The organism is Psychrobacter sp. W2-37-MNA-CIBAN-0211 (assembly GCF_040309405.1).
GTDB classification, from domain to species: domain Bacteria; phylum Pseudomonadota; class Gammaproteobacteria; order Pseudomonadales; family Moraxellaceae; genus Psychrobacter; species Psychrobacter glaciei.
This window is the reverse complement of the sequence record NZ_JBEOOU010000015.1, coordinates 39114-63426: the sequence shown is the minus strand read 5'-3', so window position 1 is coordinate 63426 and position 24313 is coordinate 39114. Positions and strand designations below refer to the sequence as shown.

The window sequence follows — 24313 nt, the reverse complement described above, 5'->3', positions numbered from 1 at the left end:
TGTGAGCATGTGTTTTGTATTAAACTATCTATTTACTCCATTAACAAGTGATTGTCTTGCTCAGGAATAATAAGCTCTTGTCTAAGTGGTAGTTCGCGTGCCAGTTCTTGCAAGGCGCGACGATATACTCCGCGTTTAAAGTGAATCACTTGTCCGAGTGGATACCAGTAGCTGACCCATTGCCAATGGTCAAATTCCGGTTTTCCCTCATCAAAGCGGATGTGTTGAGTATTTGGCTCATCTAAGCGCAGCAAAAACCACTTTTGTTTTTGCCCAATACATAAAGGGTGCTGTCCATGACGGACATAGCGTTTTGGCAGGCGATAGCGCAACCAGTCTTGCGTGACTGCCAATAAGTCCACATGACGCGGATGTAAACCGACCTCTTCCCAGAGTTCGCGATACATCGCATCCATCGGCGTCTCTCCACGGTCGATGCCGCCCTGCGGAAATTGCCAAGCGTTGTGACCAATGCGTTTTGCCCACAGAACTTGCCCTTGTGTATTTGCCAAGATGATACCGACATTGGCGCGAAAGCCGTCTGCATCTATCATGACTAAACCTTTTAATATGTCTAAAAATAGCTTATTCCCACATAACACCGTGACAGCAATCATAATTATTATAGGGTGACTGTTATCGATATCAGGCAAAAATAAGATTCATTACCGTTATTAAACCAAGAAACAAGCAAAATGTGTAACAGTATTTTGCTATAAAATGTTTCACGAGTTTAATCCTTTAAAATCAATTAGTTAGAAATGGATTTTTGTAAGCCGATTTTAGGCATTATGAAGACAAACCTAGGTCACAGTAAAAAATCTGTGTTCAGTGTAAGGCTACGAGTCTGGCTAGCGAAAGTGTACCCTCGAAAACAGACTCACCGAGCGCTCATGGCAATAATCGCACATGAATAATCTAGGGCGTGTTCTCGCTTTGAATTCATTTAGATCATTATCGATCGAATGGAGGGCGTACCCTAAGACAATGGCTATATAAAATCTCGCTTTGGCTTATGCTACACTAGCCAAGCAGCATATCTTTCAAACAATAAAAAATAGGCAATACGTCAATTAAAATAAGGAACATCTACAATGTCAGAGTCAAAAGCAAGCGTCACATGGCAAGAGAACAAAGCCTTTATGGGCGTGTCACCATCAGGACATAATGTACAAATAGATGCTGATAAAGAAAAAGGTTCAAGCCCGATGGAGCTGATCTTACTAGGGCTGGGTGGCTGTGCGAGCTACGATGTGGTAGCGATTTTACAAAAGTCACGCCAAGAGGTGACAGACGTGCGTTGTGAACTGACCGCGCAGCGTGCCGAAACTGTACCAGCAGTATATACCGATATCCACATGCACTTTGTTGTGACAGGGCAAGATATCAAAGACAAGCAGGTTGAGAAGGCCATTCATTTATCAGCAGAAAAATACTGCTCTGCCAGTAGAATGTTGGTACAAGGTGGGGTGAATATTACCCACGATTTTGAAGTGATTGCAGGGTAGGGGCAAATAGAACAATGAATGTATTTTTTGGGTTAATCCCTGATACAGCAGCGTCAGCGATCTGGGCGATGGTGGTAGCAAGCTTATTGCCATGGGCGGTATCAATAGTTGCAAAAGCATCTGGCGGCTTTAAGTTCAGAAATAATGCGCATCCACGTGATTTTTTTCAGCATGCGACAGGGGTTGCAGCACGAGCTAATGCTGCACAGCAAAACAGCTATGAGACTTTGCCTATATTTTTGGCCGCAGTAATAACAGCGATGCTATTTTTTGTACCTCAATCGATTATCAATGTATTGGCTTGGCTATATGTGTTGATTCGTATCGGTTTTTGCGTGGCTTATATTACTAATTTGGCAATGTTTCGTTCTATCCTTTGGGCGTTATCGATGGCTTGTTCTTTGATGCTATTCTATCTAGCTATTCGAGTGAGTGTTTAGCGTTATTTGTTTCGTTAAGGTGCCAGTTTGAGAGAGAGGCAGTTATGATTATCGTACACTCATTCGTAGTGCGCTAATGATAACTGCTTTATTTTTTTCTCGTTTGATACTGTCCCATAATATTTTTGCCTCGCTATAACCTTTAGTGAGCATCGCGAGCCACTGCTTGTAACGACCAACCAATATCACTTCAGTTTTAGCCTGACCTTCCAAAAATTTTATCTGATGTGCAATCAAATCTTCCCATGCTAAAACAGTCAACGTTTCTGCATCATCGATATTGGCATCAACCTGCGCAATCAAATCGGGACGAGTGACCGCGCCGCGACCCAACATCAAATGCTCTGTACCTGCTTGCGTCATACAATTTTGTGCATGCTCTGCATTCCATATTTCGCCATTGGCAATGACGGGAATATCAAGCGCATTAAAGCTTTGAATCTTGTCCCAATAGGCTGGCGGCTTATATCCTTGGGTTTTGGTTCGTGCATGAATGGTCAGCCAATCAGCACCACTGTCGTTAATCGCGCCGCGAATATCATCCATGCGACTGGTATCGGTATAGCCTAAACGTATCTTAGCCGAGACTGGAATGTCGGCAGGTACCGCTTGACGCACCGCACTGATAATTTGATACATGGTTTCGGGTTCATCCAGTAATACTGAACCACCACGATGGCTGTTTACCGTTTTAGCAGGGCAACCAAAATTGATATCAATGGCAGGTGCACCAAGCGCACAGGCATATGCCGCATTGTCTGCCATGAGTTGCGCTTCACTACCAAGTAACTGGATATGAATCGGTGTGCCGCAGGCAGTCTTGGCATCATGACGCAACTCTGGAACGTATTTATAAAATACATGCGCGGGCAAGACATGCTGAGTCACACGGATAAACTCGCTCACTGACCAATCATAGGGACGATCTAAATCTGCCGCAATCTGCGTTAGGATTTGTCGCATTAATGGATCGGTTAGCCCTTCCATTGGCGCAAGTAAGCGGACAGGATTGGCAAATAACTGACGGATGGTATTTTGACGTGCTTGAAGTTGCTGACTATTATTCATGCTTGTTATTCACTGCTAAAAGGTCGTTATAAAGAAAGGTAGACTAAGAATTCAAATTGACAACTACGAAGAGGGATTAAGTATTGCCAAAAATCACTTTTTTGCCTGTCTGTAAGCCTGATATCAAGTCTTTGATATTATGGATGTCCAAATTACTCTGCGCACGTGTACAAGCAACGTAGAGCAAACGCAATTCTTCTGGGCTTATCTTGACGGCATTGGTGGTGACATCATAATAAAAATCATCGTCTAACTGTACCTTTCCCCATTCAAGCCCTTTGGCCTTGTGAGCCGTTGAGATAACGTAGTCGGCATTTTCGATGCTAGTCAAACTATTAACTGCTTGGCTTAATACATTGGTGCCATGATCATCGACCAACTTGACTAGAGTTTTGAGATCGCTGCCTTCGTTGGTTTCAGCATATTCTTGTACATCAGACCAGTTATAGAAATATGCCAGCTCTGGCACACCATACGCCGATTTGCCATTTTTTAAGTTTTCGGCGGCCTGACAGAATTTCAGCATACGCTCGGTATCGGCTTGCAATGCCACGCGGTGTCCTAGCTTAAGTCCGGTCAATAGTTGCGACATCGCAGCGGCATTGGTGCGGCATAGAATGGCATCTTTTTTACTATGAACCATACCTTTTTCAGTAGAAGACTGCTTGTTAGGATTGCCTTTTAATGGTACCTCTTCTTGCAATGCTTTGAGTAAAGTGTTGGCAACCTCAGCAATCGGCTCACCGAAACGAAACGACTGCGTCAATAATGTTTGCGGCAATGGCAGTTTTTTCATCGCATTAACTGCGCCGCGCCACTCGTAAATCTGCTGGTGCGCATCGCCGACATAAATGACTTGCCGTGGTTGCTGCGTCAAAATTCCCATCATCAATGGGTCAGCATCTTGCGCTTCATCAAACAAGATAAAATCTGCTGGAATGCTTGGCTTAGATAGCGCCCAAAGTTTGAGATAAATATCATGCCCGATGCCAGCAGGGTGACGTGCATCAATCGACTGTAACCAACGTTGCTCTACGGCAGGGTAGAGCATCTCACGTAATTGCTCTGCATCAGAATCATCGAGCCAACTCGGAAACAATATATGCCTTGGTGCCGGATAGCTGGCATGCGTACTACAAAAGTTGCTGACTGCATCACTAACGAATCGAGCTAATCTCGCAGGCGTGAGCGTAATGTATTTATTAATGCCATCCATTTGCCGGCGTACTTGTACCGGTTGCAGGCCCAAGTCATCACCAAGACGCTTGGGTGAAAAGCGCGGTAAAGACAGCTTGGCAGTAATATCACGGGCGACATGCCGATAAGCAAGCGAATGAAAGGTGCGACATTCCACATGGGATGGAAACTTTGAACGAGCATCATTGGCAATTGTTTTGTTAAAGGCTAAATATAAGCCGCGTCCACGTAGGCGCTCACCGATTAGTTTTAGCGTCGTGGTTTTACCGGCACCCGCATAAGCGACCACTTTAAATGATTTGTGATCCATCGCCATATTAAGCGCGCTCAGCTGCTCATCAGTGGGATCGCTCATATAAGCTGGCATAGATGCGGACATAATAAAGCTACCTAAAAGACTAAAAGTGAGTAAAAACGATGGGGGTAAAAAAAGCCACTGGATAAGCAATGGCTGGCGAACAATGATGACGCTTAGTAAGGCTAATAACTATAGTGAATTTACTTTAAAACAGATACAGTGCGACTGGGATGAATTTTTCGTAGCCTCTGTGATAGCAGCAAGCAAGAAAAATTTATACCAGTCGCACTTAACTAGTCATGTATCCATTTTGTTTTGAACTGACGATACTAGGGCGTGTCTTCAATTCACTCGATAGTCATCTGAATGGGCTAAAAATGGCTAAATCTTGCCAAACATCGTCAAATAGCTGGTTAATATCTCGATATTATCTGCACTATTTTTCTTGTTTGACGGCAATTTATCTCATTTTTATCACCATTTTTGAAATGAAGACACGCCCTAAGCTAATAAATAAGATAGAGGAAAGTCAAAAATAAATGCCAATAAAAACATGAGCATTTATTGATACGTCAAAACATAGCGAATATAGTTTTTTTACTCTTTATCTACGGCTGCCAAATCAGGACTAGACTTTTCTTTGATTAAGATTTTTGCTAATAACAGGCCCAGCTCAAACAATAGCCACATAGGGATGGCGAGTAATAACATCGACACGCCATCGGGTGGTGTGACGACTGCAGCCACGGCAAAACAACCAACGATAATATAACGACGTTTATCTTCTAGAGTCTGAATGGAGACAATCCCCACCAATATCAATAGTAAGGTGACAACGGGAATCTCAAAAGTCAGGCCAAACACCATAAATAGTTTAAGCGCAAAGCTTAAATAGCTATCGATATCCGTCATTGGCAAGACGTTCTGCGGGGCAAACATGATAAAGAATTTTAAGACGCCTTTCAGCACGATAAAGTAAGAAAAAGCCACGCCCGCATAAAATAAAAAGATAGACGACATCAGCACAGGGATAGCGATTTTTTTCTCTTTTTTATATAACCCAGGTGCGACAAAAGACCAAATTTGGTACAAAATATAAGGCATAGCAAAGAAGGCCGCGACAAAGACAGTCAGGCGTATTGGTGCCATAAAGTTAGAGGTAATATCCGTGGCAATCATCGTCGAATTGGCGGGTAGCTGCGCGACTAATGGATCGGATAAGAAATTATAGAGCTCGCGTGAGAATCCAGCCAAGGCTAAGAATATCACTAACACTGCCACGCATATTTTGATCAGATGCGAGCGTAGCTCAATCAGGTGCTCAGTGATGGGCATATCAGCCAATGAACTTAATATATCACCAGATTTCTCGTTACTGGCTGTCTCAGTTGTTTTTTCTAAATCTGCATCGGCAATTTTTTCTTGACGACTTTTTTTGCGCTTAAATAAATTCATCAATCAGTCTCCTGCTTATTGACAGAAGCCTGTGTTTTTAAAGAAAGATCTAAATAGCTGTTTAATAAGACATCGGCTTTATAGTTTGGTAAATAGGGCGGCTGTGGCAAACGACGCGCTTTATCATAAGCGCCCAAACGGAACCACATATTTTCCCACGGTTTGGTGGTGATGATTTGAGTAATTGGTTGAATATTATCACTAGAGGCAGTTTTTGAGGTTTCGTCGTCAGTACCATGTTTCAATAATTGCTCAGAATCTGCTAATTTTTCGTCTTGCCCGTAGGCGTAGTCAAACGCCTTTGGCGTGACAGGTGGCGTGTTTTTTTGATCGCTAGCATCTTGCTGATTATTGCTTGTTTTATTATTGCGATCGTCAGAGTCTAGGTCATGCGTGGCTTTCAGAGTCTGGTTTTGTGAAGACTCAAATTCCTGCATACTGCCACGCATTTCTGCCATCTCACGCCGCATTTCTGCCTCAGTTTCACGGATTTTAGCCAGCTCTTTTTGCATTTGTTGCCGTGTTTCAGCTAGGTCTAGCTCAGCCTCTATTTCAGACTGTAGGGTAGAGACTGTACGGCGAATTTTGGCATACCACTGCCCAGCAGTACGTGCTGCTTGTGGCAGTTTTTCTGGGCCCAAGACAATTAAGGCAATGACGCCAAAGAGGAGTAATTCAGAAAACCCAATATCAAACATAATGGTTGATTATCACTATCTAGATGCCAGCAGTATCATACCCAGCACTATACTTGGTATTATCAATGGTGCTTATCGTCAACAGGTGCAGTATTGATATCGCTATCCTGCACCTTACTGGTTGCCGCGTGATCTGTTGGGTGTGCATTGCCATCATGGTCGAGAACTGCATGCTTTTTGGCATGCTCTGTATTCTCATCTTTGACCGCTTCTTTAAAGCCTTTGACGGCACCGCCCAAATCCTTGCCCGCATTTCTAAGTTTTGAGGTGCCAAATACGACCACCACTACCACCAATAATATCAGCCAATGTGTAATGGAAAAACTGCCCATAATGATATCCTTAATGTCTTGATTGTAATATCTATATATGAATGCTTTTATGTTATAGAATATTGATCTGTTAAACAAAAAATATAGATAAAAGATGCGAAGCTAAAAGAGTTATATTATAACCTGCCATTGTGACAAAAAGGTGAAAGCAATCATAATCAAAACAAGTAGAGATTTGTTTTACGACTTCGCCCGTTATCTTTACTGGATTAACTTTACCGTGTCACAATTTATCGCGAGGCCTTTTCGTCGATGCCTGATAGCCCAAAGCGACGACCCAGCTCGTTTAACACAGCATCCGACTCTATATCGAACCACGCTAGCCCCACCAACGTATGAAACCAGACATCGGCAACCTCATAAATGAGCTCATGACGAGCCTCGTCATATTGTGCTTTGTTAGTTTTCTCATCGCAATTGGCAAAGTCTTTGGCAGCGATAATGCTTTCTGTGCTTTCTTCGCCCACTTTTTCTAGGATTTTATTCAACCCTTTTGCATATAAGCTTGCCACATAAGAGCTGTCGGCATCCGCTTGTTTGCGCTCTGCCAATACGTTATCAAGCTGCTGTAAAATGGAGGTGTTACCTGTTGCGGTATTATGATCTTCAACTGCGTTATTCGTACTATCCGCATTCATAGCATCATTTGTATCAGTATTATGGCTGTGAGAAGTAGCGCCAGACGCTTCAGAAGATTGATAAATATCTGCTGGGTCTTTTAATACTTTATCGACGGTTTGCCATTCAGGGGTCTGCCCAGACAAATCCAAACGCTGATAAAAGCAAGACTCGCGACCAGTATGACAGGCGATACCACCAGCCTGAGTCACACTCAACACAATCACATCAGCATCACAATCTAAGCGAATATCATGGACAGTCTGAGTATGCCCTGATGATTCGCCCTTATGCCACAGCTTGGCACGTGAACGTGAAAAATACACGGCAGTTTTTGTTTGTGCTGTTAATTGAAGTGCTTCAGCATTCATCCAAGCCATCATCAAAATGCGCCCTGACTCGTGATCTTGAGCAATCGCAGGAATCAAACCATCAGCGTTAAACTTTATGGCAGTTAGCCAAGCAGGTAAAGTCATAATCTGTCTATCGTCTTATAATTAGGAAGTGGTCATTAGTCAGTAAGAAAAGTTAAAGCTCGAATAAATGCGGATATAAGGCTTTCTTAATCGTGTTATCCAGCGTGGTTATTTTATTTAGGCGAAAATCATAATTGACAAAATGCTGCCTTGCCTTTGCTACTATTTCGCCATTGTGCATACGCATGGCTTTGAACACAATATTGCCACCATTATCACATAATGGCTCAACGCCGACCTCAAACAAAAGCTCTTCACGCGCCCGTACACAGCTAAAAATGCTCAGCTGTAGCTTATTAATAATCAAGCCTTGATGATCGGCATTGATCTCTTTAATCCCTTTAGAGTATAAAAAGCGCTGCATTGCTTCAGTCAGTAGGGCAGTCAATGATTGCAGTGCTAAATGTTGACCCATATCAATTTCGGTATTGCGCACCCGCATCACCGTTTCAAACACAAATATTCCGTCATCAAAGTTTAGTTCTTGGTTTGACAACGTCGTCTCCTAGAGTGATTGTCCATAATCATTTGTTCTGTTGAGCAATTGGCAAGCTAGCTGAATAGTTAAAAATAAACATGCATCGTATGATCTACGGTCAGTAGATGCAGTAATTGGCGTTGTTTATTGGCACTTAAAATGTTGCGACGCTCAGTCTCTACTTAAGCACAGCTTAAACCGAGATTCAATCTATTTACAAAAAAATTCGTGGTTTATGAAGCTTTATAGAGATTTCAATAATGTATGGTGCTATCGAACACTATTCAATAGTACCTGACATGAGTTTTTATCCAGCAACAAACATGAAATGAGGCAAAGAGCGCTGAAGCCTTGTGTCTGGTTTATGGTAAATAATTGATCGTGGCTGCATGGTTATTAGCGCTATTTTATCTTATTCATATCTTATAAATTAATGGTAGCTAAAAAAGAAAGGTTTTTATGACGCTTAAAACGGCTAGGACATGTACTTTTGTTAAGACGAATGACAAGCATGAATTGTCTATTAGAAGAGGGCTGAAACTTTACTTGGCAAAATAGCACACTATCTGCTAAAATAGCGCCTCCCACCTCGAGGCAAATAGAGGTCTAGTGGTTGTTTTTAAAGCCACTATTCATTCTAACTATTTGACGACCAGGTTCTATTAAAGACAAAGAGGCAAATCATCATGAAAGTTAAGATGAAAACCAGAAGCGGTGCAGCTAAACGCTTCAAAAAAACAGCAAACGGCTTCAAGCGTAAGCAAGCAAACAAAAGCCATATCTTGACCAAGAAATCAGCTAAGCGTATTCGCCAGTTGCGCGGTCTTAAGATGGTGGACAAGTCTGACGAAGCAGCAGTTCGTCGTATGTGCCCATACATCTAATAGCCTATCGTCATATGTATTTAATCAAGCGCTGTTTAATTCATAGCTACTTAGTTAAAAATATTTGACCTTGCAATTTGATAACGATGTCTACTATTTGATGACATCGTGATTCGTTTAATAATGATTAACAATATCTTGGAGTAATTTATGGCCCGTGTAAAACGTGGTGTACAGGCGAATCGTCGTCACAAAAAAATCTTAAAACGCGCAAAAGGCTACTACGGTGCCCGTTCACGTGTTTACCGCGTAGCGGTACAAGCAGTGACCAAAGCTGGTCAATATGCTTATCGTGACCGTCGCAACAAAAAACGTACCTTCCGTCGTCTTTGGATTGCACGTATCAATGCTGGTGCACGCTTAAACGGCTTAAGCTATAGCCGCTTTATCAATGGTATGAAAAAAGCCAACATCTCAATCGATCGTCGCGTACTTGCTGACATCGCTATGCATGATGCAGCGACTTTCACAGCATTGGTCGAAAAAGCAAAAGCGGAACTAGCATAAATATTAACTATCCTTTAGATATTAAATAGATATAACGCTTATCTGATTAAGCCTCTAAACGAATAGGACTAATATTGATTAATAGGTCGATATTAATAAAAGCTACCGCTGGTCGGTGGCTTTTTTTATATTAAATTATTTTATGGCTAGTTTTATTAATGCTTAAGCTCATTGTGCTTTTCGTGATATTGCACATCTAATCGTCTAAATATTCAAGCCATTCATATAACTGGTATTTATTTTTTGTTATTCGAAAGTAATTAGGTACAATTAGCGAAACAAAAGTAGTTAAATAAAAGTAACTAATTACGAGCAACTAATTGAAAGTAGCTAAATACGAATAACTAAATACGAATAACTAATTAAAAGTAACTGGGTAAATGGTTTGCAATATTTGGTCAAGTCCCTACAATTAATAGTCTGTTTAAATCAGGAATGATGCGTCTTATGACTACCCCTGTTGCCACCAACGATTTGTCGGCGCTACCGACTTTGTCTTCAGAGCTCAATGAGCTAAATGAAGCTCAGCTAACTGAATTTGCCAGTGCTGCTGAATCTTTAATCTTACAAGTAACTGATGCGCGTGTGCTGCAAGAGTTGCGTGTGCAATTGACTGGCAAAAAGAGCCCATTAACCGGCTGGTCAAAGCAGATGGGTAAGCTCAGCAGCGACGATAAAAAAACTTACGGTGGCTGGTTACATCAAGTGCGGAGCCGTATTCAAGAATCATTGACCAATCAGCAGCAGCAGCTGGAAGTCGCGGCATTAAACGCCAAGCTTGCAAGCGAGAGCATTGATATTACATTGCCTGCTCGCGGTGGTCAAAAAGGCCATTTGCATCCAGTGACCATGATTACCCAGCGTATGCAGCAGTATTTTATACAAGCAGGTTTTAACGTCGCCACCGGCCCTGAAGTTGAGAGCGATTACTATAACTTTGAAGCGCTTAATATCCCATCGCATCATCCTGCACGTGCGATGCACGATACATTCTACTTTGATGCGCATTATTTATTGCGTACGCACACCAGTCCAGTGCAAATTCGCACCATGGAAAAGAATGAGCCACCGATTCGTATTATTTGTCCCGGTCGCGTCTATCGTAATGACTCGGACCAAACTCATTCGCCGATGTTTCATCAGTTAGAAGGGCTTATGGTTACTGAGTCGAGCACCTTTGCTGAGCTAAAAGGCTTGATTAGTGAGTTCTTAGAAGCTTTCTTTGCCAAAGAATTAACCGTTCGTTTCCGTCCGTCATTTTTCCCATTCACTGAGCCTTCTGCTGAAGTTGATATCTTAGATGACAATGGCAAATGGCTTGAGGTCATGGGCTGCGGTATGGTGCATCCACAAGTGCTGACCAACTGCGGTATTGATGCCGAAAAATACACTGGCTTTGCCTTTGGTATGGGTATTGAGCGCTTTGCGATGCTCTATTATGGTATTGATGATTTGCGCCTGTTTTTCCAAAACGACGTACGCTTCTTAAAACAGTTTGGCTAACGTTTCCCTCGTTGATATAACAGGTTAATACGTCATCCTTTATTCTAAAGTCTTTATTATAAAATTCTGATCCGAGATATTTATGAAAATTAGTGAGCAGTGGCTACGTCAATGGGTAAACCCCAACAATACCAGTGAGCAGTTGGCCGAACAACTCACCATGGCAGGGCTAGAGATTGATGATCGCTATGCGGTCGCCCGTGCCTTTAGTGGTGTGGTCGTCGGTGAAGTCGTCAGCGTCGAGCAACATCCAGACGCTGATAAACTGCGAGTTACGCAGGTAAATATCGGTGAAGCTGAGCTGCTACAAATCGTATGCGGTGCGCCTAATGTCTACGTCGGTATGAAAGCACCTGTTGCGACCGTTGGTGCAGTGCTCCCAAGCGATGACAAGAAAGGCTTTAAAATTAAAAATGGCAACCTACGTGGTGTCGACTCTAACGGTATGCTCTGCGGTGCTTCTGAAATTGATTTAACCGATAGCATTGATGGTCTTCTTGAGCTACCAGCTGATGCACCGATTGGTACAGATATCCGTGAATATCTGGGTCTAGATAACCAAATACTGGATATCTCTATCACACCAAACCGTGGTGATTGTTTTAGTGTCCGTGGTATTGCGCGTGAAATATCAGTCATTAACGACTTGCCTGTACAGATGCCAGAAATTTCTGACAATGTAGCGGTTGCTGATAATGGCACAACGCCAGCCGTAACTGTCAATGCAGTTGAGGCGTGTCCGCGCTATTTGCTACAATCAATCAGCAATATTGATCGTAGCATTGATACCCCAAAATGGATGCAAGATGCGCTGGTTCAGTCAGGACTACGTTCACACAACTTTTTGGTTGATGTGACCAACTATGTATTGATGGAATTGGGTCAGCCACTACATGCTTTTGATGCCGATACTATCGAGGGCGATATAGTTGTGCGTTTGGCACAGCCTGCTGAGACCATTACCTTGCTGAATGAGCAAACCATTACCTTAACGGGCGATGAGTTGGTGATAGCTGATGATAAAGGGGCTCTTGCGCTTGCTGGTATCATGGGTGGTCAGCGTAGTAGTGTGACTGATAGCACGACCAATATTATTGTAGAAAGCGCTTTCTTTGGTCAGCTTGCTATTGCTGCACGTGCACGCCGTTTTGGTTTGCATACTGATGCCTCACAACGCTTTGAGCGTGGCGTAGATTTTGAATTACCAGCGCTGGCACTGGCGCGTGCTGTTGATTTGATTACTAGCGTTACTGGTGGTCAGGCAGGTTTTATAGTCAAAGCAGAAAATACTGAGCACTTGCCAGCACGTGCGCCAATTACTTTGCCAATCGCTAAAGTCCGTGATGTTATCGGTATTGAGATTGACCCAGAGGTTATGGTGCGTATCTTAACCCAATTAGGGTTTGAGGTAGAGCAGCAAGCGGATAGCCTTATTTGCACGCCGCCTTCTTATCGCTTTGATATGAGTATTAAAGAAGATCTCATCGAAGAGATTGCCCGCATTTATGGTTATGACAATATTCCAAGCGTGTTGCCGCACTTGCAGGTAAGCATGGATTATGATGATACGGCGGACTTGACTCACGAGATGAAGCTAGCATTGGTCGATAACGGCTATATGGAAGCGATCAGCTTTAGCTTTAGTGATGCAAAAATAGAAGCATTACTTGATGATGAGGCATTGGGAGAAGTATTAGCACTAGCCAATCCTATCTCTAGTGATTTAGCAGTGATGCGTCGTACTTTACTATCAAGTTTATTGCCTTGCGTACAATACAATCTCAATCGTCAGCAGCCACGCGTACGTTTCTTTGAAACAGGTCTTAGCTTTGTTGGTCAAAGTATTAGTGATTTGGTACAGACGCCAAGTATTGCCTTGGTCGCAGTCGGTGATATTTGGGATGAGCAGGCTTATCAAAACCGTGCGCTAGACTTTTATGACCTTAAGCACGATATCGAGCAACTGCTACCATCGCAAATCGATAGCATGCGTATCCGCTACGAGCGTAGTGAACTTGCCTTCTTACATCCGGGTCAAAGCGCCAAATTATATATCGATGATGCGTATGTCGGTTGGCTTGGTCAATTGCATCCTAATACGGCCAAACAGCTAGACTTACCGGCTACTTGGGTCGCCCAATTATCACTTGCACCTTTGCTAACGCTGGCTCGTGAACAGCAGGCGATTAACACGCCAAGTAAATTCCCACAAGTCCGCCGCGATATTGCCATCTTGATAGATAGCGAGATCAGTTTACAGGCATTAGAATCGACGATTCGTGCTGCCGCAGGTGAGCTATTGACTGATCTATGGTTATTCGATGTTTACCAAGGTGATAAAGTACCAGCAGGTCAGCGCTCATTGGCATTTGCGTTGATATGGCAGGATAGGTCGCAGACCTTGTCTGATGAAGCCGTGAAAACAGCGACTGACAAGGTGGTACAAGCACTAACTGAGCAACATGCTGCAAAACTGCGTGACAGCTAACACATAACATTCATAATAGCCTATGCTCTATAGCCTTTCTTGTTATGAGGCTATAGAGCATTGCTATTTATAAAGATTGTTATCTTAGATAAAATTTTATAAAAAAAGTTAAGTGGTTATTAACAAAGGATTTTAATTCAGACTTTATTAAAAGAATAACAAAAAACCTTTATACTAACTAAGCTTAACCCTCATACCGCTAAACCATGATATTCGACATCACGACATAGCATAGGAGTCGTACTGTGAGCACCTTAACCAAATCTGACATGATTGAGCATTTGATGAGTCATCTTAACCTGACACGCCAAGAAGGCCGCTGTTTGGTAGAGAATTTTTTTGATGAGTTGTCAGAGAGTTTGATTGATGGCAACGAGGTCAAGCTTTCAGGCTTTGGCAACTTCGAGCTTAAAGATAAAAGTAGCCGTCCAGGACGCAACCCTAAGACAGGAGAGCCCGTGGCTGTATCAGCACGCCGTGTGGTCACCTTTAAAACGGGGCAAAAATTTCGTCAACAGGTTGATGAGCGTCTATTTGATGAATAGCTGTCACTCATCTCTATAAAATTATGACCAGTGAAAGATCTTATAATGTCGCGATGATTTTTCTAAATCAGTGTGCGTTGTCTACAGCTGTCAATACAAAGTGTGACAACAAGCGCTAAATTTTCTAAGCCATTATCAAATATATTAAATAATAGGCATAAAAAAAGAGAGCATAGGCTCTCTTTTTTTACTACAGTATGTCTATCGTTGGATACGATAAAATTACTGAGCTGGTTCTTCAACAACAACTTCGTCAGATGCTGCAACAGCAGTATCAGTTTCGCTAGCTACGTCTACGCTAGTAGTAGTACCGTCTACAGGAACTTCAGCGTCCATTTCGTCAGTAGCAGTTGCAGCTTGTGCATCAGCGATGTCAGCTTCAGCGCCGGCAACAGCAGCGTCAGCATCAGCAGTCATTTCGCCTTCAGCAGCAGCTTCGTTTAGCTCTTCTGAAGCGTCTTGCACTTCTTCTTGCGCGTCAGATAAATCTTCAGCAGCGTTTTCTTTGTTGCTGTCACAGGCAGTTAGGCCCATAGTTGCAGTCATGATACCAGCTAGAGCAAGTAATTTAAGTTTCATAAGGTTTTCTCCGGGAAAATGAAATGAGCAGTAGCAGCAACAAAGGTTGAATGTCCGAGATGTCTCAGAATTCAACTAGTCTTAGTCACAGCTACTCAGCTTCCACGCATTCTATATGTTTTCTTTTCAAATGAAAAGACCCTGTACAATTGAGTAACAATAAAATTGTAGAAAGTATTTTACATAGCTTATCTAATATAATTTTTAATACAACAACCTCAATTAATCGACGTATAATTAATGCAAATCGAGCCATTTTCGTAACCGATTGGCGAACATTATGGTGTGGCGTTGCCTCTTAAATAGATTCTATTAGACAAGTTTTAGTAAATAAAGCAGATATCAAGTCAATTGCTTATTAGGGCGGGAACAGCCAAATATAACTAAATTCAAATAATTTCGATACAAGGAAGCCGAGCGCAAGTTATACATTAGTATGCTTAGCGAGGATGACGATGTAGCGGATTTATATGGATTTGACTATATCGAAAGAACAGAAGATATTTAAGATATCTATTAATTGTGACTCATGGAAAGTCGAGTCAACAAATAAGCAATGCAAATAACTACCCATGCGCATGGCAGGGTGTATCGTATGTTTCGGGAGTAAGAGTATGAAATGGCAAGGCAGACGAGGTAGCTCCAACGTACGCACGAGTAGCGGTGGTGGCAAAATGATTGGCGGTGGTATCGGTGGTATTATTATCGCGGGTATTTTGTGGTTAGTATTTGGCGTTAACCCCATGACCGCTTTACAAACGGGCCAAGTAGTAGCAGGTGGCGGTAGCAATACCTCAACTGAGCCGGCGACCAGTGAGGATCGTGATACGCAGTTTGTAAAAGTAGTGTTAGCCGACACAGAAGAAGTGTGGCATCAAATATTTAATGAAGGCGGTAGTACCTATCAAGAGCCGTCATTGATACTGTTTAATGGACAAGTCAGCTCGGCTTGCGGTAGTGCCAGCTCTGCAACGGGTCCATTCTATTGTCCAGGAGACCAGACGGTCTATCTAGATACTTCTTTCTTTGTAGAAATGCGGCAAAACCTTGGTATTACGGGTGATCAACAAGGATCAGGTAATAGCGAAAACCAAGGAAAAGCGGGAGATTTTGCGCAAGCTTATGTGATCTCGCATGAAGTTGGTCATCATGTGCAGACGCTATTGGGTATTACCCAGCAGGTCAATGAGGCGAGTCGCCAAGTCACGCGTGCAGAAGCCAATAAGCTCTCCGTATTACAAGAGCTACAAGCTGATTGCTTCGCGGGTGTATGGGCACAGCGTAATCAGGAACGTGTCCAGTTTTTAGAAGCGGGCGATATAGATGAAGCCATCAATGCAGCCAGCCAAATTGGTGACGATCGTTTGGCGCGTGCAAGTGGAGGCGCGGTAGTCCCTGATAACTTTACCCATGGTACCAGTCAACAGCGTGTGCAATGGTTCACTCGTGGTTTGGAGAGCGGTAATGTGCAGACCTGTGATACCTTTAGTGGGGCATTATAGACGCACTGGCTTTTGACCAATAAACCAAATGCTAAACACAAAAAAGCCTGCAATCGATTGCAGGCTTTTTTTGTCTTAAAACATTCTAAGCAGAGTTATGCGTATACAGAATAAATGCATTTAACCTAATTAGAGATTATCTGCTGTTATTTAAAATATAAGCACCAGCACCACCTATTGCAGCACCACCAAGTGCGCCACGAGCGATGTCTTTGCTATCGCCGCCACTTTTGATAAGTGCACCAGCAGCAGCGCCAGCAGCAGCACCTTTAGTAGTGTTACTCAAACCACTGTTATATCCGTTACAGCCACCCATAATAAGAGCCGAGCTAGTAAGTGCAGTCATTGCAAGAGTTTTAGCAAATTTCATAATGTCACCTGTTGAGTCGTTAAATTTAAAATAGAATATACATGATATTTTCGAAGACGTTCTACTATTTTCTATAGTAATCGTTTAGTAACTTTCTAATCGTGGTAAAAACGCTAATCTTTGCGAATATACTGTAAATTATGTTTCCCCACTGTATCGATGGTAGCGCCTTTGCTTGGGATTATTGTATTTTACTCAACAATACGCTAACTGTTTTCGTGTGCCCTATTTTCTTTAGCTATAAAAAAAAGACCGCTTGGGAGCGATCTTTTTTATAATAGCAGTGATAAGACGATTAGTTTTGCGATTTACGTTTCATTTGCTCAAAGAATTCATCATTAGTCTTTGCTTCTTTTAAGCGATCCAATAAGAATTCGGTGGCTTGCACGCCATCCATCGGCTGTAGCAATTTACGTAAAATCCAAACTTTGCGCAATTTATCTTCATCAAGCAGGCGCTCTTCGCGGCGAGTACCAGATTTTTTGATATTAATCGCAGGGAAGACGCGTTTTTCAGCCAAATCACGCTCAAGCGTAATCTCTTGGTTACCGGTACCTTTAAATTCTTCAAAGATAACGCTATCCATCTTACTACCAGTATCTATAAGGGCGCTGGCAATAATCGTTAAGCTACCACCTTCTTCAACATTACGTGCGGCACCGAAGAAACGTTTTGGACGTTCCAGTGCATTGGCATCCAGACCACCGGTCAACACTTTACCCGATGAAGGAATGACGGTGTTGTAGGCGCGGGCGAGACGAGTAATAGAATCCAATAGGATAACCACGTCTTGCTTGTGCTCCACCAGACGCTTAGCTTTTTCGATGACCATTTCGGCAACCTGTACATGGCGCTGAGGTGGCTCATCAAAGGTTGAAGCAACCACTTCGCCGCGTACCGTACGTACCATCTCGGTGACTTCTTCTGGACGCTCATCGATCAGTAGCACGATTAGATAGCACTCAGGATTGTTACGAGTGATGGATTGGGCAATGGTCTGTAGCAACATTGTTTTACCGGCTTTTGGCGGTGCGACAATAATAGAGCGCTGACCTTTACCAATCGGAGCAATCAGGTCGATGATACGGCCAGTCAAATCCTCAGTAGTACCATTGCCTAGCTCGAGCTTTAACTGCTCAGTTGGGAATAGGGGAGTCAAGTTTTCGAAGATAAGCTTATGACGTGAGCGATCTGGGGTATCAAAGTTGATTTCACCCACTTTCAATAGCGCAAAATAACGCTCAGAATCTTTTGGCGGGCGAATGGTACCAGCGATACTATCGCCAGTCTTTAGGCTAAAGCGACGAATTTGGCTGGGGCTGACATAGATATCATCAGGGCCTGCTAAATAAGAGCCTTCTGAGGAGCGTAAAAAACCAAAACCATCAGGGAGAACCTCAAGTACACCATCACCGTAGATGGCTTCACCGTTACGAGCATGGGTTTTTAGGATAGCAAAGATGATGTCTTGTTTACGGCTACGCGCCATATTATCAAGACCCATTTCTTTGGCGATGGCCAATAGCTCGGCGATTGAGTTTTTCTTTAATTCAGTTAGATTCATAGATAGGTCATTAGCAATTGGTCAGATGAGAGATGCCATTAGCAGCACGAATCACGATATTGATTAAAACAACGATTGTAGGGCGATAGAGGGTGTGGGCACAGAGCTGGATTTATGTAGTAAAAATTTTATGTGTCAGCTTACGTACGCGTTGCGGGTTTTGCTGCAAGGTCATAAGAAATGAAGATAAAGAAGGCCACATAAGAGTCTGCGTCAAAAACTCAGTATCAGTAATTGTGTTTAGTCATTTCGTTCAGTAATGGTGTTTATAATGACGATTGTGTTTTTGTTGATAAACACGAGGAGAATAGCGACAAGATACTTAGGAAAACCGTTAGTTTTCGCTTGTCAGCAGACTATACGGTTTTCATAATGGCATTGTCAATAATTTTTGCTAAAAAAGTCATATAATTGCGCTTTTTGCATAAAAAACAAGCAAAAAAGCCATTACCTATACAAGATAATGGCTTTTTCGATCAATCTGGCTTTCTGTGCATGTGCAGGTATTTAAATGAGTTAAAACCAGCAGTATCACTTATAGGTGTTTATCTATTACTTTAGCCAATTCAGCTTTTGGTTGTAAACCCATTACTGAGTCAACTTTTTCGCCATCTTTGAATACAAATAGCGTTGGGATGTTACGAATACCAAAACGGCTGGCCGCTTGTGGGTTGTTGTCCACATCAACTTTGACGATTTTGATTTTGCCTTGATACTCAGATGCTAGGTCTTCTAGAATAGGGGCAATTGCTTTACAAGGACCACACCACGTTGCCCAAAAATCTACCAATACTGGTACATCTGATTGTAGGACGTCTTGGTCAAAATTTGCATCGGTGGTGTTAACAATAAGGTCTGACATAGTTTTTCTCTCTTGTTTTATTATTTCTATCGCTACTCATCGACATGCATATTGGTTTAATAATAGATTGGTCAGTAGCTAAAGAAGCGTTAAGAAGTGGTGAAAATGTGCCATTATATTAACATGTTTGCCCAGATTTGACAGATACAGGCTGGTTAAATTGCTCAACAATTACTATTAGCACAATAAATCAACACATAACGACACAAGTACTGTTTTACCTGTCACCTTTGCCATCTATTGTCGTTTTAGCTCTGTGCTCGAACATGGTTCTCATGGTCTGGTTCAGTTTCAACTTTTAGCAATAAACCTTATGTCGATAGGTCAGTTTAGATGCGATCTTCGGCTTAGCATTTTTAATGCACGACAGTATTTATTCTCAAGCTCAACAATATAAGTAGCTTCTTTTATGCCTTTTACTGATGAAAAAATCCTAACCCTTAACGCCCAAGAAAGCGCCTATCCGCTTGAGTTTTTCAAAGAATTCGCGAAAGACGTTACCGTTTACGAGGATGAAGATATCTGGGTGGTCGATAAGCCAGCAGGACTGCTGAGTGTCGATGGCAAAACGCTAAAGGTGAGTTTGCTGGCGCGACTAGAGCGTGCCAATCCTGCGGTTAAATTGATTCACCGACTGGATATGGATACCTCTGGTTTATTGATTTTTGCAAAAAATGCCGCTGCGCAAACCAATATCAGTAAGCAGTTTATTGAACGTCTGCCGCAAAAAAAGTATCAAGCACGGGTTTTTGGCGCATGGGAGAGCGTGGGTGCAAAAGGCAAAATCTCAGTGCCAGTACGCTATGAGCCAAGCACCAAACCGCGCCACATCGTTGACCACGACTGGTCAAAGCACGCGCTAACCTTGTATGAAGTGCTTGCGCATGAAGACTGCAACGGTCAAACGGTCACGCGAGTGATGTTAAAACCAGTCACTGGGCGCAGTCATCAGTTACGTGTCCATATGGTGCACGTCGGTCACGTCATGATAGGCGATCCCATTTATGCTGAAGGGAATGCGTTGACAATTGCGCCACGGCTCAATCTGCATGCGCAGCAACTGCGTCTTAAGCATCCGGTACTAGGCGCATGGATGGACTGGGAGAGTCCCAGCCCTTTTTAAGGCGTCTGCTTTGGTTTATAGGTTGTTTAAACATTATTACCAATATTGTGTTATGGGATAAAAAATAAGTAAGCTAACTATAGGGATAAAATTATGCTTAAGATCACGGCGACCAGACAAGCCATCAAGAAGCGCTTTAAACGCAAAAAATCACCAGCGGCGGCGCCAGTAGATTGTGATGTGCTTATCGTCGGTGCAGGGCTTGCCGGTATCGGGATGGCCTGTCAATTACAACAACGCAAGTCAAAAAAGAAAGTGAGTAAGCAGGCAAAAACGCCACCATTTATCGTATTAGAAAAGCGCTCGGATCTAGGTGGTACTTGGGATTTATTTACGTATCCTGGTATTCGCTCTGACTCTGATGCCTTGACCTTTGGCTATAGTTTTAGACCGTGGTTGGATCATCGAATGCTGGCAGCGGGTGAGGACATTAAAAGTTATATCGCTGATACGGCGCGTGAATTTGGCATTACTGAACATATTCGCTATCAGCATGAAGTGCAGCAGCTGTCGTGGTCAAGTCGTGATCAACGGTGGTCAGCCATGATTAAAAATCATGCGAGCGGCGAGGTATCTACCTTGAGCGCTAATTTCGTCGTCGGTGCCACGGGCTATTACGACTATGAGCAGGGTTATCAACCGCATTTTGAAAAGGAAGAAGATTTCCAAGGTCAAATTGTCCATCCGCAGCATTGGCACGACGTTGATTATCATGATAAAAAAGTGGTCATTATTGGTAGCGGTGCCACAGCGATGACGTTGTTGCCTGCGATGGTCAATGAAGACGACGGTCAATGCGTGCAGCACGTTACGATGTTGCAACGTTCGCCGACTTATGTGGCAAGCGTACCTGGCGATGATTATGCGCTTGACTGGCTATCTGCTAAATTCTCGCCTTTATCAAAACAGCAAGCTTATACGCTATTGCGGGCGCGTAATGTTTTAAGACAGCAAGGCGTTTATCAGTTTGCTGCCCACGCACCGAAAGTGTTAAAAGCGCTATTAACCTATGGCGTGAAAAGAGAGCTAAAAGGTAGTGGTGTCGCTGTTGATCATTTTGTTCCTGCGTACAATCCATGGGATGAGCGACTCTGTGCGGTGCCAGATGGTGACTTATTCAATACCTTACACAGCAAAAGAGCAGGGGTGGTCACTGACCAAATCAGCCACTTTACTAAAACGGGCATCATGCTTGAGTCGGGTAAACATCTTGATGCTGATATTATTGTCACCGCAACGGGATTGAAGCTGCAAATGCTCGGCGGCGCGTCATTGTATATTGATGGTCAGCCAGTCAAAGTGGGTGCACGTATGACCTACAAAGCAGTCCTAGTTGAGGATGTGCCCAATATGGCCGTGATGTTTGGTTATATCAATGCCTCGTGGACTTTAAAGGTAGACTTAGCCTCTCAGTATATCGTACGGCTACTTGATTATATGCAGACCCATCGTTATCAGGTCGCTGTGCCACAAGCTGAGACCAAGCGTGAAAAAGTACAAGTTCAGTCAGATACGGTGATGGGTGCGCTATCGGCGGGTTATATTAAGCGAGCTCAGGACGAGTTACCCAAGCAAGGCGATCGCTACCCTTGGCATGTGACGAATAATTATGTCAGCGACCGTATCATGCTCAAACACCGTAAAATAAAAGACGACTGGTTACGTTTTAGCCGTTAGCATTTTGGTGGTCATCAATAAAGTCAGCGACTTGGTTGCTTAGCATTTGCCATAAGGTTTCTTGCGCACTCTTGCTGCCCCACGCATTGTGCGGACTAAATATGACGCGTGGATGGTTAGCAAGGGTCAATAAAGGGTCGTCTTTGACAATCGGCTCTTGCTCAAATACATCGCTGGCATAACCGATGACTTGCTCATTATTGATGGCATCGGTCAGTGCTTGGCTATCGACAACGCCGCCGCGAGCCACATTGACGATAAGTGGTTGCTTGGTCATTTTTGCCAAGGTGTCTTTATTAATCAAGTGGTGGGTTTGTTCGTTTAATGGACAATGCAAGCTCAGCACATCAGACTGCGCCAGTACATCCTCAAACGCAGTATAGTCATCATTGCGTGGCGTGCGCCCCTGATGCTCTGCCCACAAGACTGTCATGCCAAAGGCACGGGCGATTTCAGTGACGCGTTTACCGATAGTACCGATGCCGATTATCCCTAGCGTCTTATCTTCTAAGTCGATTAATGGAATATCAAGCAGGCAAAAATTACCGTTATTTGCCCACGTACCATCGGTAACTTTATTATGATAATGCAGACCAGCACGCATCGCATTTAGCATCAGCATAAAGGTATGCTCAGGGACGCTTTTGACCGCGTAACCAGCGACATTATAAAGCGGAATGTTACGCTTCCTACAAGCCTCTTGGTCGACGTTATTCATACCGGTCGCTGTCAACTGGATAAGCTTTAGGTTGGGGAGTTTGCTTATTACGTCAGCGTCAATTTGGACTTTATTAGTGATGATAATATCAGCGTCTTTGCAGCGCGCCAAAATGACCTCATTGTCTTTTGGCGTGTCATCATAAGTCACATAATCACTGATGCCTGTCGGTGCTGGCAAGTCGACGCCATCAGAAAACGTACCTTTATCTAAAAAAACCGCTTGCATGGCTATTCCTTATCTCATTGTTATTTTAAATGGGTTTGCATGATTATCGACTTAATGTAGCACGTTGGTGATTTTAGTCAAAAAGCGCAAAGTAAAAAACCTCTACTTCAATATTGAAATAGAGGTTTTAATTTTTGCGACAGGAGTTTTTGTGCTCATGTCATTTTTACGCTTATAAAGAGAAACGTTTGCGCAATTTGCCAATTAGGCTACGTACGCGACTGCTTAAATCAATGCGCACATCGTTTTCAGGGTCATGTTCGACTTCATAACGCTTCACCAACTCAGGACTGGCTTTCAGTTTTGTATGATGTTGGAATGCACGGTTGACACTAATCTCGAGTAGGCTAGCGCGCATTGGCTTCGGTAAGCAGCGATAGACTTGACCTTTATTAATCAAATCAATCAGCAAGCCTGCATCTTGGAATTCGGTCTGTACTAAAACCACCAAGTGCGGCGCATCTTGTTTTAAGGTAAAGATAATCGGGGCGATATTTTCGCCGCTGACATTAATATCGGTGATACAAACACCGATATCTTCGTTCGCCAGATAATCATAAGCCTCTTCTAAGCCTTCAGCGTGCAGTACTTTATAGCTGTTAGAGAACTGCTTGCGTATCTGCTCAATCAGCTCGTTGGTCTCATCAATCACCAACAGTGTTTGCTTATTACCTGAGCTATCAAATTGGTTGGCATCTTCGTCTGGATTATAGGTCAAGGCGATTTCGGTGGCGCGGCCAATGACGGCCAGTAGCTCTTCAGATTTGCACGGCTTGGTTAAATAACGATAAATCTCACCATCGTTAATAGAGCCAATAATGGCGTTTAAATCGGCATAGCCCGTCAATAAAATGCGCATGGTAGACGGAGAGATGTCTTTTACTTCGCGTAAGATATCCACACCGACTCGCTCAGGCATACGTTGGTCACTGACCGCGACGTGTACATGATTGTTTTTAATATAGTCGATATACTCAGTCGGGTCGGTGGTGATAAAGACGTCATGGGTCTTACGAAACAGCAGTTTCATAGACCGTAAAATGCGTTGTTCGTCGTCAATAAAGGCCAATTTTGGCTTTGATTCAGACCCTAGCTCAACGGCATTGGGCGTATTTTCAGATTCATTCATGATGATATCCTTATGATGAATAATAATTGTCGTTAAATATCTAAATATGTTCTACTTAACAGGGCA

The 24313-nt window shown here is 43.1% G+C and carries 24 protein-coding genes; 10 read left to right on the top strand and 14 right to left on the bottom strand.

Annotated elements, in window-relative coordinates:
• Positions 1-32: 32 nt before the first annotated feature.
• On the bottom strand, positions 33-554 hold the full coding sequence (locus AAEY72_RS12405) for an RNA pyrophosphohydrolase (RefSeq protein ID WP_194620922.1): 522 nt from the start codon (positions 552-554) through the stop codon (positions 33-35).
• Between the two features lie 540 nt (positions 555-1094).
• Here AAEY72_RS12405 and AAEY72_RS12400 point away from each other — a divergent pair.
• Together AAEY72_RS12400 and AAEY72_RS12395 are read left to right on the top strand one after the other, a co-directional pair.
• Positions 1095-1508: an OsmC family protein gene (locus AAEY72_RS12400; protein WP_010197896.1), complete on the top strand. Its 414-nt coding sequence runs from the start codon at positions 1095-1097 to the stop codon at positions 1506-1508.
• A gap of 14 nt (positions 1509-1522) precedes the next feature.
• On the top strand, positions 1523-1948 hold the full coding sequence (locus AAEY72_RS12395; protein ID WP_010197893.1) for an MAPEG family protein: 426 nt from the start codon (positions 1523-1525) through the stop codon (positions 1946-1948).
• A gap of 48 nt (positions 1949-1996) precedes the next feature.
• On the opposite strand, the gene AAEY72_RS12390 is transcribed toward AAEY72_RS12395, so the two are convergent.
• The 7 genes from AAEY72_RS12390 to AAEY72_RS12360 form a co-directional block, all read right to left on the bottom strand.
• Entirely contained in the window at positions 1997-3016 is a 1020-nt protein-coding gene (locus tag AAEY72_RS12390) for a tRNA dihydrouridine synthase (RefSeq protein WP_194620921.1), read from the bottom strand.
• Positions 3017-3092: 76 nt separating this feature from the next.
• Positions 3093-4592 (bottom strand): UvrD-helicase domain-containing protein, encoded by a 1500-nt coding sequence (locus AAEY72_RS12385; protein WP_194620920.1) that lies wholly within the window; start codon positions 4590-4592, stop codon positions 3093-3095.
• 516 nt (positions 4593-5108) lie between these two features.
• Positions 5109-5966, bottom strand: coding sequence for a twin-arginine translocase subunit TatC (gene tatC, locus AAEY72_RS12380; protein ID WP_352310709.1), 858 nt, complete (start codon positions 5964-5966; stop codon positions 5109-5111).
• Positions 5966-6664 carry a Sec-independent protein translocase protein TatB gene (gene tatB, locus AAEY72_RS12375; protein WP_194620918.1) on the bottom strand — a complete coding sequence of 233 codons (699 nt, stop codon included), beginning with the start codon at positions 6662-6664 and terminating at the stop codon, positions 5966-5968. The genes tatC and tatB overlap by 1 nt, the downstream gene beginning before the upstream one ends.
• Positions 6665-6726: 62 nt before the next feature.
• Positions 6727-6996 (bottom strand): Sec-independent protein translocase subunit TatA, encoded by a 270-nt coding sequence (gene tatA, locus AAEY72_RS12370; protein ID WP_189586058.1) that lies wholly within the window; start codon positions 6994-6996, stop codon positions 6727-6729.
• Between the two features lie 230 nt (positions 6997-7226).
• The gene (gene hisI, locus AAEY72_RS12365) at positions 7227-8090 is read right to left on the bottom strand and encodes a phosphoribosyl-AMP cyclohydrolase (protein WP_189586061.1); all 864 of its coding nucleotides are present in this window, start codon (positions 8088-8090) and stop codon (positions 7227-7229) included.
• A gap of 52 nt (positions 8091-8142) precedes the next feature.
• A complete protein-coding gene (locus AAEY72_RS12360; protein WP_194620917.1) occupies positions 8143-8586 on the bottom strand; it encodes an acyl-CoA thioesterase family protein in 444 nt (147 codons plus the stop codon).
• A gap of 668 nt (positions 8587-9254) precedes the next feature.
• Here AAEY72_RS12360 and rpmI point away from each other — a divergent pair.
• The 5 genes from rpmI to AAEY72_RS12335 all read left to right on the top strand — a co-directional run bounded on the left by rpmI (position 9255) and on the right by AAEY72_RS12335 (position 14495).
• A complete protein-coding gene (gene rpmI / locus AAEY72_RS12355; RefSeq protein WP_010197866.1) occupies positions 9255-9452 on the top strand; it encodes a 50S ribosomal protein L35 in 198 nt (65 codons plus the stop codon).
• Positions 9453-9602: 150 nt separating this feature from the next.
• The gene (gene rplT / locus AAEY72_RS12350) at positions 9603-9959 is read left to right on the top strand and encodes a 50S ribosomal protein L20 (protein WP_010197865.1); all 357 of its coding nucleotides are present in this window, start codon (positions 9603-9605) and stop codon (positions 9957-9959) included.
• A gap of 447 nt (positions 9960-10406) precedes the next feature.
• Complete coding sequence (gene pheS, locus AAEY72_RS12345; RefSeq protein WP_201590082.1) at positions 10407-11462, top strand: phenylalanine--tRNA ligase subunit alpha; 1056 nt, start codon at positions 10407-10409, stop codon at positions 11460-11462.
• Between the two features lie 82 nt (positions 11463-11544).
• The gene (gene pheT / locus AAEY72_RS12340) at positions 11545-13950 is read left to right on the top strand and encodes a phenylalanine--tRNA ligase subunit beta (RefSeq protein ID WP_352310708.1); all 2406 of its coding nucleotides are present in this window, start codon (positions 11545-11547) and stop codon (positions 13948-13950) included.
• Positions 13951-14195: 245 nt separating this feature from the next.
• A complete protein-coding gene (locus AAEY72_RS12335; RefSeq protein ID WP_010197859.1) occupies positions 14196-14495 on the top strand; it encodes an integration host factor subunit alpha in 300 nt (99 codons plus the stop codon).
• A 222-nt stretch (positions 14496-14717) separates the two neighbouring features.
• On the opposite strand, the gene AAEY72_RS12330 is transcribed toward AAEY72_RS12335, so the two are convergent.
• Positions 14718-15074 carry a hypothetical protein gene (locus tag AAEY72_RS12330; RefSeq protein WP_194620914.1) on the bottom strand — a complete coding sequence of 119 codons (357 nt, stop codon included), beginning with the start codon at positions 15072-15074 and terminating at the stop codon, positions 14718-14720.
• A 614-nt stretch (positions 15075-15688) separates the two neighbouring features.
• Here AAEY72_RS12330 and ypfJ point away from each other — a divergent pair.
• A complete protein-coding gene (ypfJ, locus tag AAEY72_RS12325; RefSeq protein WP_352310707.1) occupies positions 15689-16576 on the top strand; it encodes a KPN_02809 family neutral zinc metallopeptidase in 888 nt (295 codons plus the stop codon).
• Positions 16577-16712: 136 nt separating this feature from the next.
• Here the strand turns inward: ypfJ and AAEY72_RS12320 are convergent, their stop codons facing one another.
• The 3 genes from AAEY72_RS12320 to trxA all read right to left on the bottom strand — a co-directional run bounded on the left by AAEY72_RS12320 (position 16713) and on the right by trxA (position 19372).
• Positions 16713-16946: a YMGG-like glycine zipper-containing protein gene (locus AAEY72_RS12320; protein ID WP_194620912.1), complete on the bottom strand. Its 234-nt coding sequence runs from the start codon at positions 16944-16946 to the stop codon at positions 16713-16715.
• A gap of 295 nt (positions 16947-17241) precedes the next feature.
• Positions 17242-18510 carry a transcription termination factor Rho gene (gene rho, locus AAEY72_RS12315; RefSeq protein ID WP_010197854.1) on the bottom strand — a complete coding sequence of 423 codons (1269 nt, stop codon included), beginning with the start codon at positions 18508-18510 and terminating at the stop codon, positions 17242-17244.
• Between the two features lie 535 nt (positions 18511-19045).
• Positions 19046-19372, bottom strand: a complete 327-nt coding sequence (gene trxA, locus AAEY72_RS12310) for a thioredoxin (RefSeq protein ID WP_010197853.1) — start codon at positions 19370-19372, stop codon at positions 19046-19048.
• 409 nt (positions 19373-19781) lie between these two features.
• Between trxA and AAEY72_RS12305 the strand changes: the two genes are divergently transcribed.
• Together AAEY72_RS12305 and AAEY72_RS12300 are read left to right on the top strand one after the other, a co-directional pair.
• A complete protein-coding gene (locus AAEY72_RS12305; protein WP_352310706.1) occupies positions 19782-20495 on the top strand; it encodes an RluA family pseudouridine synthase in 714 nt (237 codons plus the stop codon).
• A gap of 93 nt (positions 20496-20588) precedes the next feature.
• Entirely contained in the window at positions 20589-22172 is a 1584-nt protein-coding gene (locus AAEY72_RS12300; RefSeq protein WP_352310705.1) for a flavin-containing monooxygenase, read from the top strand.
• Here the strand turns inward: AAEY72_RS12300 and AAEY72_RS12295 are convergent.
• Complete coding sequence (locus tag AAEY72_RS12295) at positions 22162-23118, bottom strand: D-2-hydroxyacid dehydrogenase (RefSeq protein ID WP_352310704.1); 957 nt, start codon at positions 23116-23118, stop codon at positions 22162-22164. The two genes, AAEY72_RS12300 and AAEY72_RS12295, sit on opposite strands and share 11 nt — an antisense overlap.
• A 172-nt stretch (positions 23119-23290) precedes the next feature.
• Positions 23291-24247: a response regulator gene (locus tag AAEY72_RS12290; protein WP_352310703.1), complete on the bottom strand. Its 957-nt coding sequence runs from the start codon at positions 24245-24247 to the stop codon at positions 23291-23293.
• Positions 24248-24313 lie beyond the last annotated feature (66 nt).

Coding starts and splice junctions, on each gene's coding strand:
- hisI (WP_189586061.1), bottom strand. CDS start 8,090: ATGACTTTACCTGCTTGGCTAACTGCCATAAAGTTTAACGCTGATGGT.
- tatC (WP_352310709.1), bottom strand. CDS start 5,966: ATGAATTTATTTAAGCGCAAAAAAAGTCGTCAAGAAAAAATTGCCGAT.
- AAEY72_RS12400 (WP_010197896.1), top strand. CDS start 1,095: ATGTCAGAGTCAAAAGCAAGCGTCACATGGCAAGAGAACAAAGCCTTT.
- AAEY72_RS12395 (WP_010197893.1), top strand. CDS start 1,523: ATGAATGTATTTTTTGGGTTAATCCCTGATACAGCAGCGTCAGCGATC.
- AAEY72_RS12405 (WP_194620922.1), bottom strand. CDS start 554: ATGATAGATGCAGACGGCTTTCGCGCCAATGTCGGTATCATCTTGGCA.
- AAEY72_RS12305 (WP_352310706.1), top strand. CDS start 19,782: ATGCCTTTTACTGATGAAAAAATCCTAACCCTTAACGCCCAAGAAAGC.
- rho (WP_010197854.1), bottom strand. CDS start 18,510: ATGAATCTAACTGAATTAAAGAAAAACTCAATCGCCGAGCTATTGGCC.
- AAEY72_RS12320 (WP_194620912.1), bottom strand. CDS start 16,946: ATGAAATTTGCTAAAACTCTTGCAATGACTGCACTTACTAGCTCGGCT.
- AAEY72_RS12330 (WP_194620914.1), bottom strand. CDS start 15,074: ATGAAACTTAAATTACTTGCTCTAGCTGGTATCATGACTGCAACTATG.
- rpmI (WP_010197866.1), top strand. CDS start 9,255: ATGAAAGTTAAGATGAAAACCAGAAGCGGTGCAGCTAAACGCTTCAAA.
- AAEY72_RS12290 (WP_352310703.1), bottom strand. CDS start 24,247: ATGAATGAATCTGAAAATACGCCCAATGCCGTTGAGCTAGGGTCTGAA.
- ypfJ (WP_352310707.1), top strand. CDS start 15,689: ATGAAATGGCAAGGCAGACGAGGTAGCTCCAACGTACGCACGAGTAGC.
- tatB (WP_194620918.1), bottom strand. CDS start 6,664: ATGTTTGATATTGGGTTTTCTGAATTACTCCTCTTTGGCGTCATTGCC.
- AAEY72_RS12300 (WP_352310705.1), top strand. CDS start 20,589: ATGCTTAAGATCACGGCGACCAGACAAGCCATCAAGAAGCGCTTTAAA.
- AAEY72_RS12390 (WP_194620921.1), bottom strand. CDS start 3,016: ATGAATAATAGTCAGCAACTTCAAGCACGTCAAAATACCATCCGTCAG.
- pheT (WP_352310708.1), top strand. CDS start 11,545: ATGAAAATTAGTGAGCAGTGGCTACGTCAATGGGTAAACCCCAACAAT.
- AAEY72_RS12295 (WP_352310704.1), bottom strand. CDS start 23,118: ATGCAAGCGGTTTTTTTAGATAAAGGTACGTTTTCTGATGGCGTCGAC.
- pheS (WP_201590082.1), top strand. CDS start 10,407: ATGACTACCCCTGTTGCCACCAACGATTTGTCGGCGCTACCGACTTTG.
- rplT (WP_010197865.1), top strand. CDS start 9,603: ATGGCCCGTGTAAAACGTGGTGTACAGGCGAATCGTCGTCACAAAAAA.
- tatA (WP_189586058.1), bottom strand. CDS start 6,996: ATGGGCAGTTTTTCCATTACACATTGGCTGATATTATTGGTGGTAGTG.
- trxA (WP_010197853.1), bottom strand. CDS start 19,372: ATGTCAGACCTTATTGTTAACACCACCGATGCAAATTTTGACCAAGAC.
- AAEY72_RS12385 (WP_194620920.1), bottom strand. CDS start 4,592: ATGTCCGCATCTATGCCAGCTTATATGAGCGATCCCACTGATGAGCAG.